The organism is Microcoleus sp. PH2017_08_TRC_O_A, assembly GCF_020738665.1.
Classification (GTDB): Bacteria; Cyanobacteriota; Cyanobacteriia; order Cyanobacteriales; family Microcoleaceae; genus Microcoleus.
This window is the reverse complement of sequence record NZ_JAEQCE010000022.1, coordinates 26,147-41,237: the sequence shown is the minus strand read 5'-3', so window position 1 is coordinate 41,237 and position 15,091 is coordinate 26,147. Positions and strand designations below refer to the sequence as shown.

Annotated in this window: 14 protein-coding genes; 3 read left to right on the top strand and 11 right to left on the bottom strand. The window is 45.9% G+C overall.

The annotated features are described in order from the left end of the window. Positions 1-101: 101 nt before the first annotated feature. Positions 102-725, bottom strand: coding sequence for a DUF4276 family protein (locus tag JGK22_RS09630; protein ID WP_293175424.1), 624 nt, complete (start codon positions 723-725; stop codon positions 102-104). Further along, entirely contained in the window at positions 719-1,915 is a 1,197-nt protein-coding gene (locus JGK22_RS09625) for an AAA family ATPase (protein WP_293213453.1), read from the bottom strand. Before JGK22_RS09625 ends, JGK22_RS09630 begins: the two co-directional genes overlap by 7 nt. 343 nt (positions 1,916-2,258) lie before the next feature. On the opposite strand from JGK22_RS09625, the gene JGK22_RS09620 reads away from it, so the two are divergent. Both JGK22_RS09620 and JGK22_RS09615 read left to right on the top strand, forming a co-directional pair. Then, positions 2,259-2,603, top strand: a complete 345-nt coding sequence (locus JGK22_RS09620; RefSeq protein ID WP_293175428.1) for an NAD(P)H-quinone oxidoreductase subunit M — start codon at positions 2,259-2,261, stop codon at positions 2,601-2,603. A gap of 397 nt (positions 2,604-3,000) precedes the next feature. Then, positions 3,001-4,182, top strand: coding sequence for a transposase (locus JGK22_RS09615; protein WP_293175430.1), 1,182 nt, complete (start codon positions 3,001-3,003; stop codon positions 4,180-4,182). Between the two features lie 61 nt (positions 4,183-4,243). Here JGK22_RS09615 and JGK22_RS09610 read toward each other — a convergent pair whose 3' ends face one another. Both JGK22_RS09610 and JGK22_RS09605 read right to left on the bottom strand, forming a co-directional pair. Beyond that, a complete protein-coding gene (locus JGK22_RS09610) occupies positions 4,244-4,549 on the bottom strand; it encodes a hypothetical protein (protein ID WP_293175432.1) in 306 nt (101 codons plus the stop codon). A gap of 253 nt (positions 4,550-4,802) precedes the next feature. Beyond that, positions 4,803-5,003 carry a hypothetical protein gene (locus tag JGK22_RS09605; protein ID WP_293175434.1) on the bottom strand — a complete coding sequence of 67 codons (201 nt, stop codon included), beginning with the start codon at positions 5,001-5,003 and terminating at the stop codon, positions 4,803-4,805. A 285-nt stretch (positions 5,004-5,288) separates the two neighbouring features. On the opposite strand from JGK22_RS09605, the gene JGK22_RS09600 reads away from it, so the two are divergent. After that, positions 5,289-7,658 carry a protein phosphatase 2C domain-containing protein gene (locus tag JGK22_RS09600; protein WP_293312756.1) on the top strand — a complete coding sequence of 790 codons (2,370 nt, stop codon included), beginning with the start codon at positions 5,289-5,291 and terminating at the stop codon, positions 7,656-7,658. Between the two features lie 549 nt (positions 7,659-8,207). Here the strand turns inward: JGK22_RS09600 and JGK22_RS09595 are convergent. The 7 genes from JGK22_RS09595 to JGK22_RS09565 all read right to left on the bottom strand — a co-directional run bounded on the left by JGK22_RS09595 (position 8,208) and on the right by JGK22_RS09565 (position 14,928). Further along, complete coding sequence (locus tag JGK22_RS09595) at positions 8,208-8,903, bottom strand: CsgG/HfaB family protein (RefSeq protein ID WP_293312754.1); 696 nt, start codon at positions 8,901-8,903, stop codon at positions 8,208-8,210. A gap of 462 nt (positions 8,904-9,365) precedes the next feature. Further along, positions 9,366-9,740 (bottom strand): DUF1823 family protein, encoded by a 375-nt coding sequence (locus tag JGK22_RS09590; protein WP_293312752.1) that lies wholly within the window; start codon positions 9,738-9,740, stop codon positions 9,366-9,368. Positions 9,741-9,875: 135 nt separating this feature from the next. After that, positions 9,876-10,907 (bottom strand): type I glyceraldehyde-3-phosphate dehydrogenase, encoded by a 1,032-nt coding sequence (gene gap, locus JGK22_RS09585; protein WP_293175471.1) that lies wholly within the window; start codon positions 10,905-10,907, stop codon positions 9,876-9,878. 734 nt (positions 10,908-11,641) lie between these two features. Then, the gene (locus tag JGK22_RS09580) at positions 11,642-11,950 is read right to left on the bottom strand and encodes a P-II family nitrogen regulator (RefSeq protein WP_293153759.1); all 309 of its coding nucleotides are present in this window, start codon (positions 11,948-11,950) and stop codon (positions 11,642-11,644) included. Between the two features lie 4 nt (positions 11,951-11,954). Further along, positions 11,955-12,926, bottom strand: coding sequence for a sodium-dependent bicarbonate transport family permease (locus JGK22_RS09575; RefSeq protein WP_293153762.1), 972 nt, complete (start codon positions 12,924-12,926; stop codon positions 11,955-11,957). Positions 12,927-13,122: 196 nt separating this feature from the next. After that, a complete protein-coding gene (locus JGK22_RS09570; RefSeq protein WP_293175442.1) occupies positions 13,123-13,857 on the bottom strand; it encodes a glutathione peroxidase in 735 nt (244 codons plus the stop codon). Positions 13,858-14,286: 429 nt separating this feature from the next. After that, complete coding sequence (locus JGK22_RS09565; protein ID WP_293312750.1) at positions 14,287-14,928, bottom strand: Uma2 family endonuclease; 642 nt, start codon at positions 14,926-14,928, stop codon at positions 14,287-14,289. Between the last annotated feature and the right edge of the window lie 163 nt (positions 14,929-15,091).

Below are 15,091 nucleotides of genomic sequence, written 5' to 3'. Positions count from 1 at the left end.
AGCACTGCGACTCTGAGAAACCGGGTTTTTTGCCGAATCTGCGGGCTGAAACGAAATATCTCGAAAAAACCCGGTTTCTGGGCCCTGGCGCGCAAGTCGTTCTAGTTGCCTTGTTCCATTAGTTCGGTGAGAATTCTAAAAATACGATCGCACTCTGAAGAAGCCTTGCGAACTTTGTCAGCATCCAACAGTTCTAACAGCTTGGAAGCGTGCTGTATCTTTTGATATTCGCCTTTCGATTTTGTGTCGCGGGTAGCTGCTTTCATACTTGGTTCTAACAAATCCTTTTCAATCATCTCTACATTCCTATTTTTAGGAATCGCATTTTCTTTAAATCCCTGCCCGTAAAATCTTTTCAAAGTATCAATATCAGCAATTAACCAAGCTTCCATCGCTTGAACCATCAGATAGCAATAAGTGTCATCCACCCCAGGCGAATCCCAATTATCCCTCGACTTCAAATGCTCCCAAGGCGACTGCTTTACAGGTGCTTCTGAGTCAACTAAAAGGATGACAAAGGCATTTGGGTGATCTTCCAAAGCATTCTTAAAATTCCTGAAAGCATGATTCCTAGAACCGCAGAGAATGATCTGCCACTTGATTTTCTTGCTTTGGGCAACCTGCACCAGTTCTTTGAAAAAACTGCTAAATCCTTGTCGGAGCAATTGCTTTGTATTCTTGCCATCGCCGCCACCTTCGATGTAAATGCGAACCTCCTTTACCATCGGTTTCCCCCGATTTCTCCCATCCGCCAGAGGTCTCCCAAACTGTAATTCTCAAGCCATTTTTTTAGTCGATCGCCATCGAGACGATTTAGGTGACTTCCTCTATCATCTCGATCGCATATTAACACAGACTCAGGACTCAGCGCCGACACTAAAGCATCGGAATGAGTTGTCACAATCAATTGCGTGCGCTGTGAAGCTTCGATTAGCATTTCAGCAATCGCAGGCAAAATGTCGGGATGCAAGCCAATCTCCGGTTCTTCAATACAGATAAGTGGCGGTGGAGTTGGATCTAGGAGTAAAGCTATTAAGAATAAATAACGCAGCGTACCGTCTGATAAACGGGTTGCGGGAATTGGCTGAATCAATCCGGTTTCGCGGATAAATATCTGGACAGTACCGCCATAAATCTTGATACTCAGTTCTTCGGCTGCATCGTAAAATATTTTTAATTTTTCAATAATCTGCCTGCTTCCTAATTGATACTGTAAGTTGTTTAAAACCAGTCCTAAGTTGCCACCATCTTCTAAAAGTGGATGTTCCGGCAAATCAGTTTGTTGAGCTTTTCTCGATACTGAATCTCTCCCTGTCTGCCAGTTACGATATAAACCTATTTGGGAAAATGTATTACCCAGATATGATAGCTCTGGATATTGTTCTGGATCTTTTCTTTGAGATAAGATTGATTGATCGGGAATGATGTCTTCTCGCCGCAGAGTCCGCAACTTTCTTGTTTGCTCGTTGTCCTCTGTAACGTTGATAACTGGGCGTCCCCAATTATTATGACGGTAATAAAAAAATGGCTCGCTTTCTGAACTATAGCGCGGTTCCATATCTTCTATAGCTTCGTCCACTACCTCAAGTCTCTGACCGGATGTGGTAAAACTAATCTGATAGCGCAGTGGCATCGCTCGTTCTGGGTAATCTAAAATAGCCTCAATTTTTGCTGTAGGAATACCTTTTTCACCTTTCCACAAAAAATCGCTGATGCCTCCGCCTTGACGGATCGGAGCAGGTAAGTCTGTAGGTGTTGCCTTCAACACTCCCATCGCTTCGATTAAGTTAGACTTGCCCGATGCGTTAGTACCGATCAACACGTTTAATGGTTGCAGTTCAATTGTTTCCCCCTCACTTCCATAGGAAAGGAAGTTTTGCAGTTGCAGGGAGTGAATAAATTTCTTGCCTTCCACCTTGTCCTCCTAGGCGAATTCTCAACTATTATACATTGCGAATGCTTTCGTTTTTAGTGTTGAATTAAGTAAGTCTCAAAACTAAAATGTTTGTAGTAAGGACTGAAGTCCTTAAAAATAGAAGGACTGAAGTCCTCACTACGAACCTGACTGCGAACATGAAAATACGATCGCCCTTCCCCCCTTTCCCCCTCTTCCCCTCTCTCTTCTTTTGCGACAAGAGTGCTTACGCGCGGCTTCGCCTAACACGTCTTCGCGGTTCAATCCTCCTCATCCCCAGTTCCCCGCGCATCTCCCAGCCATTACAATAGGTTCAGGAAAAAATCTTTACAAATAAGAACTCATGCAGCTCAAGTCCACCACCCGCCATATTCGCATATACACCGCCATCCTCGAAGACAACGAACTCGTACCCAGCAACGACCTTTTGACGATCGACATTGACCCAGATAACGAACTCAACTGGAACGACGAGTCAGTCAAACAGGTATATGCCAAATTTGACCAACTCGTAGACTCATACGAGGGCGAAGACTTGACGGAATACAACCTCCGCCGCATCGGTTCGGAATTGGAACACTTGGTGCGATCGTTCTTACAAAAAGGCCAAATCAGCTACAACCTCAACAGCCGCGCTGTCAACTACAGCATGGGACTTCCTCAAGTTGATGCCAAAATTCACCTCTAAGGGGAGACGGGGAGACGGGGAGACGGGGAGATTAAAAAAATCTTCCCTCTTCCTTCTTCCTAATGACTAATGACTGCTGACTAATGACAACTGACAACTGACAACTGACAACCGACAACTGACCGAAATCATCCAGGATACAAGCCCCCGGATTCATCCGTGGAGAAATAAAAAACCTGTATCCGATGAAACTTGCCCCCCGAATTTATCCGTGGGGTCAATGCTTCAATCTAAAATTCTTCAATCTAAAATCTAAAATCGATTGACCGAAGAAATGGGTACAAGCCCCGTCCTTCCTGGACGGCTTTCAAGTCTTAGTCAAGCAGAATCAAAAGCTTCATCGAGGATTCTGAATAAATACATATCCGTTTATTCAGAGGAAGGCTAGAATGGTTTTATGCTGAATTTAACCTACGAGTACAAACTCATTCCGACCGACGCGCAGCGCGAAACCTTCGACCAGTGGCTTGATATTTGCCGCAAGGTCTACAACTTTGCATTGCGTGAGCGAAAAGATTGGGTTAACTCCCGTAAGTGCGATGTTGATTCATGCAGCATCAAGCAGGAGTACATCATCACGAATGATGCACCCCGACCCACTTTTGCTCGTCAGTGCAAAACACTCTTCGAGGCAAAGAAATCAATCCCTGAATTGAAGCTGCCTCATACCCATGTCTTGCAGCAAGTGTTGCGTCAACTCGAAGCAGCGTTTGTCGCAATGTGGGAACGGGGTCACGGTTTCCCTAGATTCAAAAAAAGGATGAGATCGTTTGTCTTTCCGCAACTGAATTTAGAATCCGTGAAACGATTCGATGGTGAGGATTGGGTCAATCTTCCTAAGATTGGTTTGGTCAAAATGCACTTGTCGCGTCCCATTCCTGATGGCTTTGAGGTCAAGCAAATTCGTGTTGTGAAACGCGCATCTGGCTACTATGCGATGCTCACGTTGCAGTGCGATGTCGAAGTCCCTCAAGTTTCACCATCAGGTCACGGACTAGGCATTGATTTGGGGTTGGAACATTTTCTAGCAACGTCTGATGGTGAGTTGATTGATAGACCTCGATTCTTTGTGGATGGACAACGCAAGCTGAAATTGCTGCAACGTCAACGGTCGCGCAAGAAAAAGGGTTCTAGAAAATTTCGTCAACTCCAACATCAAATTGCTAATCATCACGAATACATCTCGAATAGCCGCAAGGACTTTCATTTCAAAACCGCTCATCATCTATGCGACCAAGCGCAGACTGTGTTTGCTGAGGACTTGAATCTCAAAGCGATGTCAGCCGGAATGCTCCGCAAGCACACTCTGGATGCAGGGTTTGGACAGTTCCTCAACCTCTTGAATCATGTTTGTTTCAAGAGGGGTGCATACTTTGCTAAGGTCAATCCTAATGGAACAAGTCAAACTTGTCCTAGATGCCAGACGCACACAGGCAAGAAGGAACTGTCTGAACGGATGCACAAATGCCCTGAGTGTGGGTTTGAAACGAATCGAGATGTAGCAGCCGCGCAAGTGGTTTTGCAACGTGGATATACAGCGGTGGGACACATCGCAGTGAATTTTGGGGAGGGCAAGTAGCATGAGCTATCCTGATGAACCAAGAATCCCCAAGCTGCAAGGCAGGGGAGTTGTCAATAGATCAATCTTCCTCACTCCCCACCGTTTCTGCGTCTTTCCCGCTATTCTTGGGAGTTACCGCACAATTGGGATCGCGCTGCAAAAACTGTTTTACCGCAACTTGGCGGTTGGTCATAAACTGACCCCAAGCGCCCGGAAATAGCCCATCCAAGGTTTCCACCAGCGCCCATACCTCAAGATTCATCACTTGGTAATAAAAACCGTGAGAATGCTTAATCTTAGTCAGCATTTCGTCTACCTCGACGGTCGGGAGCAGCTTCGGATCGGGCAAATTCTCGGGAATGGTACTGGACTCTTGTACGGGCATGGTTAGTAACTCAACAGCTTGCAGAGGCCGATCGATTTTAAATTTGAGATTTTAGATTTTAGATTGATACCACAGATGAATCTGGGGGCTTGAACTAATATCTAATTTTTTGTGCTGCTTGCGACTCCTGTCGGGGGCTGGCATCGGTATGCGGGTAACGTTAAATTTAACTAGACAGGCGAAACTCAGGCACTAGGCACCGATCGCCCTTCGCGACAAAAGTGAGAATTGATACTTATTTATACCTGCTGGCTCAGGGGACTTCTACGTACCTGCATCCTAGCATTACAGTCAGTTCAAAGTCTCTATTCCCGCTCAAAGTCGCGATTGCTTCGTCCATTGGCACGATCGGGAATATGCTAAAAACATCGCGCCCTTCAGCTTCCTGACTTCGGTTCCGTCGCGCCTGAGTCAAGCTATGAAAGCCGATCGCCAGATTTATCCGAGCGCCCACAAAATGGTAGACTGTTTTTGTCAGTACAAGACATTAAAACTAACTGCTGGACTGGGGGAAAGTCACGCCTAAAACATTATCTGGAGAAATCACAGAGCACCGAAAAGTGCTAGCTTGGTGAGCCTAGGAACCTGAAAAATCAGGAGATTAGCACTGTAAAGTCTTAAGAGTCCCCGCGTGCTGAGAAAGCGGGGGTGTAAAATAATCGCCACGTATCAACCCATCGAGGTTCAAGCGCTAGAATAGTTCAGATCAGCACTGGGCCCAAAGGCGTCAGGAACCCTTATGCAAAACTCTGTGCCAAAACACTATTTGTGGGCTGTAGGTGAAGGGATCAAAGCTTGTAAGCCGGGCGATCTGATCGCGGGTCGCTATTTGGTCAAGCGCGATCGACTTCTTGTCGATACTCAACCGGAACAGTTGCCGGAAATGCCCGAAGAGATTCCGAGTTCGATCGCTCCTTATCTGAGACTGTTTGCCTATCAGTTGCACGTACCTCAAGTATACGGACTGGTATCGTCCCGGCTCAGCAAGCTCTCGGGAGATATCTGGCTGCTGGAAAACGCACCTATTTTAAAGGTGACGGAATCATTAATGCCGGAATTGGCGGACACCTGGAAAGGGGCCGCCGCCATGCGACAGCTCAATTGGCTGTGGCAAATTGCCAAAGTTTGGCAGCCGTTTATCGCTCAGGGCGTGGCTGCGACGCTGCTGACTCCGGAACTGCTGCGGGTGGAAGGGCAATTAGTTCGGTTTTTGGAATTGCAGCCCGATCCCAAACCGCCTAGTTTGTCGCAATTGGGCAAATTGTGGCAGCAGTGGATCGATGATGCTCACCCCGCAATCGCCAATTTTTTGCGGCAGCTTTGCCAGCAAATGGTGGCCGGTCAAGTGCGCCACGGCGAACAACTGATGGGCCAATTGGATAAAGCTTTGGCAAAATGCGGCCGATTTTACGATCGGACTGTGGAAATTGCCACGGGCACGGATGTCGGTAGAGCGCGGGCTCACAACGAAGATGCTTGCTATCCGCCCGATGGTACGGTGTTTGCCGGAATTCCGGGATCGGAAGCTTGTGCGATCGTCTGTGACGGTATCGGCGGACAAGACGGCGGCGAAGTCGCTTCGGAATTGGCGATTACCGTGCTGCGGGACAAGTTGCTGCAAATGCCCCTGCATCAAGCTAATTGGGACCCGCTGAGCCTGACTTCCAAGCTGGAACGGGCCGCTTGTGCTGCTAACGACAAAATAGCGGGTCGCAACGACACGGAACACCGCCAAGGCCGCCAGCGCATGGGTACTACCCTGGTGATGGCTTTAGCGCACATTCACGAACTCTATGTCGCCCACGTGGGAGACAGTCGGGCTTACTGGATTACCCGCACCGGCTGCTATCAAGTTACTCTCGATGACGATGTGGCTTGCCGCGAGGTGCGTTTGGGCTACTCTCTCTATCGGGATGCTTTGGAACAAGTGGCCGCCGGAGCTCTGATTCAAGCTTTGGGCATTACTTCTTCCAACACTCTGCACCCGACGGTGCAACGTTTTCCGGTGGATGAGGATTGCGTTTTGCTGCTGTGCTCCGACGGTTTGAGCGATAAAGACCGGGTTGAGCAATGTTGGGAAGAGGAGATTTTGCCGATTCTCGACGGTAGCATTACTGTGGCGAAGGCGCGCGATCGACTGATCGAGATTGCTAATACTAGAAACGGTCACGATAATGTCACTGTAGCTTTGATTCACTGTCAAGCACATTTGAGGGAAGAAAGCAATACTTTGACAGAATTGTCTGTCGCACCTTTAGAAGTGCCGATGGAACTAATTGCTGACAGCGAGGATATGCCAACCGATTTGACGGAAAGCCCCAGCCTTAGCGATACGAATTCTGAAGTGAAAACGCAGTTAGTACGATCGCCCGACAAAGGCAAAAGTCTATTTACGCTGCTGGTAAAAATAGTATTTTTGTTGGGTTTGGGGGGTGTATTTGCTTATTTTTTCATTCCTCCGGTGGGTCGGGCGATCGATACTGCCGGGGAGTCGCTTTTCGGTAAACGCCGTTTAACTAATCCTATAAACGGGTCGGGGAAAATAGTTGAATCTGCACCTACTGCGAGCAAGTCTTTAGAAAAAGGCACGTTTATAGAGATTAAAAGTTCTGGGACTGGGGAATTGGATCCATTGGGCGATCGCTTGAATTTGCGAGTCGCCATCGGTGACTCGCCCATTAAGGGAACAGTCCCCGCGGGCAGCATTTTGCAGGTAACAAACAAACAGCTTACGCCTCAAGGCAACTGGCTGGAATTGAAAGTTTGTTCTATTCCTGAAATAGGGCGATCGAACTCTCCCAAGCCCAAGTTAAATAAGGATTTTTCTAATGTTTCAACACCAGCAGTCAGTCCATCTCCGGCGGTAGCAAGTTCCTCGCCATCTCCGGCGGTAGCAAGTTCCTCGCCATCTCCGGCGGTAGCAAGTTCCTCGCCATCTCCCACGGTTAAACCAACAGTGGGAGTAGAAAGCGCCAAATTGCAAGCGGGGGAAATCGGATGGATTCAAGAACAAGATGCTGTTTCTCAGATAGCAACTAATCCGAGTCCCAACCCGAATCAACAGGGGAAATGCGCTGTTGCTTCTGACTCAAATCCCAAAACTAATTAAACTGTTAAGGCTGGAGTTTCAGTTGACAGTTGACAGTTGACAGTTGACAGTTGACAGCTTGAGGGCTACCTCTCCATAAAAGGAAGAGGATTGAAATAGTGAATAATTTTGTTTTATTTCCCACCTAAAAGGAGGAGGCTTTAAACCCATTCTTCTTGGTAATCTTTTTCTAAAAGATGAGGTGTTCGACGGTAATGCTAAATAGTAATTGGTAATTCGTAATTCCTTGTGCCTGTTAGCTTTGTCAGTTTTCTGGAGATAAAGACGCTCTTCGTACTATCAACCAGTCACAAAAATTGTCATACTTCATGGAGAGTGAGAAAAGCTATGTGTTGAGCAGATTTGATGAAGTTACCAATAAATATTACATGGATCGAGCCGATTTCACTAACAATCTTTCATTGATATCCACAATATCTATAAAGCGCCCCCAGCGAGCGAAAAAACTTTCTAACAGGCAATTGAACCGACATGATATGAAATAATTTTAGATTTTAGATTTTAGATTTAATTATGCCAAATCTAAAATCTAAAATACTTTTAAACTTCTTATCCTAATTTCTTAGAGACTTCTGCAAGTTTAGTTACCATTTGGGCTACGGCTTTGTCAACTGCTGCGCTCAAAAGTCCATCTTCATTGCTACTCCCGGAATTGCCGCCAACGCCTCTGACAGAAAAACTCGAATCGCTTTGATCTGCTTCTCCTAGTGCTTTTGCCGTGGCCAGAATATCTCCGGAAGCTGTTCCGATTAACCGCACGTCTATTTGCACAGTAGCTTTGGTTTTTTGGGAACCGCCACCGATACCCATGAAACTGCCGCCGCCGGATTGTTTGTCGATATTAAACTTGGTAATGGTGCCGATGAGTACGGCGTCAACTCCTAGTTTTTTGCCAATTTCGGCTGCGGTGCCGGCATCCATTGAACCGCTGCGATTTTCTTGTTTGAGGACTTGTTCGAGTTTGCTGCGATCGACTACTGTGTAAGTGCCGTTGTTGACGAGTTCGTTGATTAGGAGTTCGCTGATGCCTTTGGCTGCGCCGACTCCCCTGTAGGAACTGTAATAGCTGTTGGTGGTGCCGTAGTCGAAGTCCATGACTACGAGGCGCTTTTTGGCGGTAGCTTGGGCTAGTTGGGTTGCGGGTTTGATGTTGGCTGGTGTGGCGATCGCATTTACTGAAACGCCGACTAGCATTAGCGTAGCTAGGGAAATGCTGGTTAAGCGAGACATGGTGGTTGTTTTCATAAAGTTTTCCTCACAATGGTTTTGTTCCGACTCTAGAATAGTGCACGGAACCGCCGGATGTCAGGGTTGCGGGTGATTAATGTTGGTGTGGGCGATAGAGTTTTACTTTATTCTGACGCTAAAAATCTTTAATTTTTGTTAATTAACGGCAGATAAAAATAGAAACTGAGCAAGACTTTGATCAATGTTTCAATCCCTAATATTCGATACTTTCTTAGGATCGCGAATTAAATAATTTACACAAGCTTGTGGGATGGGCGTGCCGCCCGTCTATAAAGAACGGGCGGGACGCCCATCCCACAATCATTAAAATTATAAGTTATTTAATTCTTATTTATTACCAGAAAGAATTGGTTTAAAGCCCGAAGCCCGATCGGGGAAAAATTAAAAGAAGACGATTCATTACTCCAATCCTCGGACTTCCATGTCAACTGTCAACTGTCAACTGTCAACTGTCAACTGTCAACTGAATGAAGCCCCAGCCTCCAAAAAACCCATCAACCAATTAGCCATCGTCGCCCTGCGAGTCTGTCTCGGCCCGAATTCCCCGATTTTATAGCCCTTAAATCCCAATTTTTCCTTCAGCAACTGCTTGTTTTCTGGAAGAGTCGATCGCGTCAATTTCACCGTCGCAGGTCTAGAATCAATAAAATCCGGCGGTTCCGGATAATCTTCGCGCCACTCGCTAGCAACATCAGCGCTATTCCACTTACCAGTCTCCGCATCAGGGCGGTAGCCCAGATACAGCCAAACTAATTGGTTGACAGCAGCATCGTCCATTTCTTCGTTGAGGATAGCCCAAATAGTTTCGTTGTTCAGCGGTGGCAGTTCAGACATAATTCGAGTTGGAGTGCGATCGACAATAACAACAATTTAACCTATGGCGGTCTACCCATATCGTAGGTTCGGCGCGGGAAAATCTCGATTTATTCGTCCTCGCATTCGATCGCCCCGCCGAACCACCCTACAATACTACTTACCCAAAATTCCGTCCTTCTCGGCCATCGAGATCATCAAATCAATGACGCGGTTAGAATAACCCCACTCGTTGTCATACCAGGAAACGACCTTAAAAAACTTAGAATTCAGTTCAATTCCCGCACCTGCATCAAAAATGCTCGATCGGGCATCGCCCTGAAAATCCGTCGAAACCACCGCATCCTCAGTATATCCAAGAATACCTTTCAGTTCGCCAAGAGAAGCTTTCTTCATAGCTTCGCAAATTTCTTTATAGCTAGTTTCCTTCCCCGTTTTGAAAGTAAGGTCAACCACAGACACATCTGGAGTCGGCACACGCAAAGCCATACCCGTCAATTTTCCTTTCAATTCCGGCAACACCAAACTAACAGCTTTCGCCGCACCAGTCGAAGAAGGAATAATATTTTGAGCCGCACCGCGTCCTCCCCGCCAATCTTTTTGGCTGGGCCCGTCTACAGTTGGCTGAGTAGAAGTCATCGCGTGAACAGTCGTCATCAAACCTTCTTCCAAACCAAAATTATCATTAATAACTTTGGCAATTGGTGCTAGACAATTAGTAGTGCAGCTAGCATTAGAAACAACAGTATCTGTGGCCGGGTCAAATTTGTGGTGGTTGACGCCTACTAGAAAAGTTGGAACTTTTTCTGGATCTTTAGTCGGTGCGGAAAGTATTACTCGTTTTGCTCCCGCCGTCAAATGTTTTGAACCGCCGTCAAAATCAGTAAACAATCCGGTAGATTCTACAACATAATCCGCACCCGCTTTACCCCACGGCAATTCAGTCGGATTTCTAATCGAAGTGCACGGAATAAAACGTCCGTCAACGACAATCCCGTCTGGTTTCCCTTCAACTTCGCCGTCATAAATACCGTGGGTAGAGTCGTATTTGAAAAGATAAGCCAGGTTTTCTGGCGAAACTAAGTCGTTAATACCGACAAATTCGATGTTCGGGTTTTTGATGCCGGCACGCATGACTAGCCGTCCGATGCGACCAAATCCGTTGATGCCGACTTTTAATGCAGCCATGTTTAAACTCCTATTGAAAATATCGCTAGTCGATCGCGCGATAGCCTGTTGTGGCTTAGAATTTACCACGCTAACGGATTTGGGCTACTGATTCTTTTCTATATCTTAAGAATTCTGAATTTGGTGCGGGCGGCGAAATGCAATTAATCCTGAAATGACCGCTGGCTAATGACCGATCGCTGATGATTTTAAAATTGTAAAATTGCTATAATCAACACAGATTTTTATCACATTATCGTTGATTAAATTACTCTAAATTAATTAAAAAAAACTTATGTAAAAGCTCAATCCGATTTTATGTAGGAGCAATGGCCGATTTTGATAATGTGAAATGGCTATATAGCGGTTCTCAGAAAAATGAGGTATGTTGTTGGGCTTCAGCCCTCTTAGTTTAAGAGTTATGTGGGCTGTCAGTTATACCTCATCTTTTTGAGAAAGGCTATATATTCAGAAACCCGGTTTATTAAATAAACCGGGTTTCTAATGACAGTTGGTAGTTGGCAGTTGGCAATTATTATTTGTTATTTTTGAATATAGCGATTCTCAGAAAAATGAGGCATGACTGGCGGCTTGTATAACCGCTTAGACGTATAGGGCCCAAGCCCAACAACGTACCTCATCTTTTTGACAAAGACTATATCTGCCAATAATCAGTAACTACTTACTAATAACTACTGACTACAGTCAACAGTCAACAGTCAACAGTCAACAGTCAACAGTCAACAGTCAACTGACTACCCAACGCACTTAGTAGTGAGCAATTCCACTGCATCCGAAATAAAACAAGCACCACCAAACTTATTTAGCACCGGTCTAATATTTTCTGCAACTGCCGATATTTTATCGGGCTCGCAGAAAGCCAGCACATAAATATTATCCAGCATACTCATTGCTAAATCGTCCGATTTGCGTCCCCTAGTGGTTTTGCCGGCGACACCGCGAATCACCGAATAACCAGGGACGCCAGCTTTGTCTAAACCGTCTAAAATCTTTGGGAGCTCCACCGAGTTCGCAAAAATTTCTATCCTTTTAACTGCGTCCATAAGTTCACATCCAAAACATATTGATTGCGTATAAATACATGGGAATGCCTACAACGATGTTAAACGGAAACGTCACTGCTAAGGCTGTTGAAATGTAAAGGCTGGGGTTAGCTTCGGGAACTGTCAGCCGCATTGCTGCTGGTACTGCGATGTAAGAAGCACTCGCACACAATACCGAAAATAACAGGCTATCTCCCTGCGGCATTCCGATTAATTTTGCTATCAGTAAACCAACTGCTGCATTAACTATAGGAATTAGGATTGCAAAGGCGATCAGGAAAATTCCTGTTTCTTGCAAATCTTTAATTCTGCTAGCAGCAACCAGACCCATGTCTAGCAAGAAAAAAGTCAGAACCCCGTAAAACAAATCTTGAGTAAACGGACTCATAACTTCCCAACCGTGTTCTCCTGTCAGAATGCCCATAATGAGGCTGCCGACTAGCAGAAAAACTGAACTGTTGAGGAAGGCTTCTTGCAGCACTTCTGACCAAACTATTTCGCGTTTTCCTTCCTCTCCACCGAAGACACTTACCAGAATTAGACCGACGATAATTGCAGGGGATTCCATTAATGCTAGCGCTGCTACCATGTAACCGTCAAAGTCGATTCCTAGTTCTTTTAGGAACGAAGTTGCGGTGATAAAGGTGACGGCGCTGATGGAACCGTAGGTGGCGGCGATCGCCGCGGCATTGTAGGAGTCGAGTTTGATCTTCAGTATGAAGAAAGTATAAACTGGTACTAGCGCTGACATCAGCATCGCTGCGAAGATTGTCAGGGCGACTTGCTGGTTGATTCCGCTTCGGGACAGTTCGACGCCGCCTTTAAATCCGATCGCAAACAGCAGGTACAGCGAAAACAGTTTCGGGATGGGCGCAGGAATTTCTAAGTCAGATTTTAGGAAAATCGCCAGCATTCCCATGAAAAATGCTAATACTGGTGGATTTAAGATATTTGACGCTACGAGGCTTAAATCCACGATCGTTCACTCCCATTTCTGATTTTTTTAATATTACTTCACAAATAATTGTTACACGAGAATGGATCAATGGTGCGATCGAACTCTGGGAATGGCGATATATATTCCTAAAGACGGTTGCAGGTTGGCAGCGTACACCTACAACAACAGAGTAAGGTGTGCGCTGCCAACCCGCAGCCTAAGTATTTTTCCCTAACTAAGCAGTTGCCAAATAAGACTCTAGAGCTTCGGAACCGCCGATCAACTTGCCGTCGATAAACACTTGCGGCACGGTTGTAGCGCCAGTCACCGCCCGGAGCGATCGGGTTGTGACATCCCGGCCCAAGACGATTTCTTCATAATCCAAGCCCTTTTCAGTCAGCATTTTCTTAGCCTTGGCGCAGAAAGGACAGCCCATTTTTGTAAACAGCGAAACTACCTTCGGCTTAGCTGCTGCGGAGTTGATGTAGTGCAGCATCGTCTCGGCATCGGAAACCTTGAAAGGGTCGCCCGGTTCCTCCGGTTCAATAAACATTTTTTCAACCAAGCCATCTTTGACTACCATCGAATAACGCCAAGACCGCTTCCCAAAGCCTAAATCAGTTTTATCTACCAGCATTCCCATGCCTTCGGTAAACTCACCGTTACCGTCGGGAATTAACGTCACATTGTCTGATTCTTGGTCTTTTGCCCACTCGTTCATTACAAAAGTGTCGTTGACGGAAATACAAACGATTTCATCTACGCCATTTGCTTTGAAAACTTTGGCCAATTCGTTGTAGCCAGGGAGGTGCGTTGACGAACAAGTGGGAGTAAAAGCTCCCGGCAGAGAAAACACTGCTACAGTTTTGCCTGCAAACAAATCATCGGTGGTGACATCCACCCACTCGTTGTCCTTGCGAGTGCGAAACGTGACTTTGGGTACTCTTTGACCTTCGTGGTTCGTCAGCATGATTTTAAATCCTTCGGTACTTGGGTTAAATTCCTTTGCTTGTTATAGCGTACTCATAACGAGTATGACTTGTCAAGGGCAGTGGGTTTTTTCTTGGGACTGCTGGGTGCGCGCGAGTCAGTTGCTCGTCTTTGCGACAGCTTGGCGATCGAGCAGGGTGCATCTGGCTTTTGGCAAATATGTTTGTAGGGGCGAAGCATGACCGTAGTCAATATGGGATGATAACTAATAACTTATATGCGGTCATGCTTCGCCCTCTTCAAAGGTGAGATGCACCCATGGATAAGATTGAAAAATTGCTGTTTAGGAATGAAAATTAAATAACTTACATTTTTTATTGTTCTTGTGGGATGGGCGTCCCGCCCGTCCAGAAAGGACGGGCGGGACGCCCATCCCACAAATATGTGTAAATTATTTAATTCGCGATCCTTAGTTCGATCGCAAATTTCGCCTCCATGCCTTTGCTGCTGCTAGCGGGTGAGGATTTTTGACACATTCTGTCAACATCTCGATATCAAGTTCTGGTAGCAATTCGCTGTTTGCGATCAATTCATAACCGCAGTTCGATACAAACTCAACCGGAAGCTCTTCTCGCAAATGGTAGATAGAAAATCCATCATTTCGCCAGAACCAAACCTCTCGCACATTCAACCTTCTATACAGTTCTAGTTTATTGATGCTGCCACTGGTAACAATCACTTCAATTACCAAGTCGGGAAATTCTTTATCGGTGCCAATACAGTAAGCTTCATCCGGTTCCGTACCGCCACTTTTTTCCTCTTGCCGCAGAGTTGTAGACCCAAAAGGGAAATATTCAATGTCAGCTTCTACAAAATAAATTTCCAGCAAATTCCCAATGCGAGTTTTACCATTTTCATGGCGACGAGAAGGTGACATAATTTCTAAAAGCCCATCTAAATAAGTAACTCGATATCCCGCAGCATCTCCAATTCGATTTAGCACTGTCTCGTATTCTTCCCAGTTCACCCTATCCGTGATGTAGCGCTCTTCAGGATCTTGGCGTTGGAGTGCTTGTTTTTTAAGTAATGTATCTAGCTCGATTGTCAGCATTAGTATTACCTCCTTACAAGTTGTTCTAATTTTAGCAGACGGCGGTTAAAACCGCATCTACACAAACGATGTCTGCCTCCGCAGACTGAAGAGAACAACCCAAATTTAATCGCCTTTTATTCAACCTGCGGAGGCAGGTTTTGTTTTTATAGACGCGGTTTCA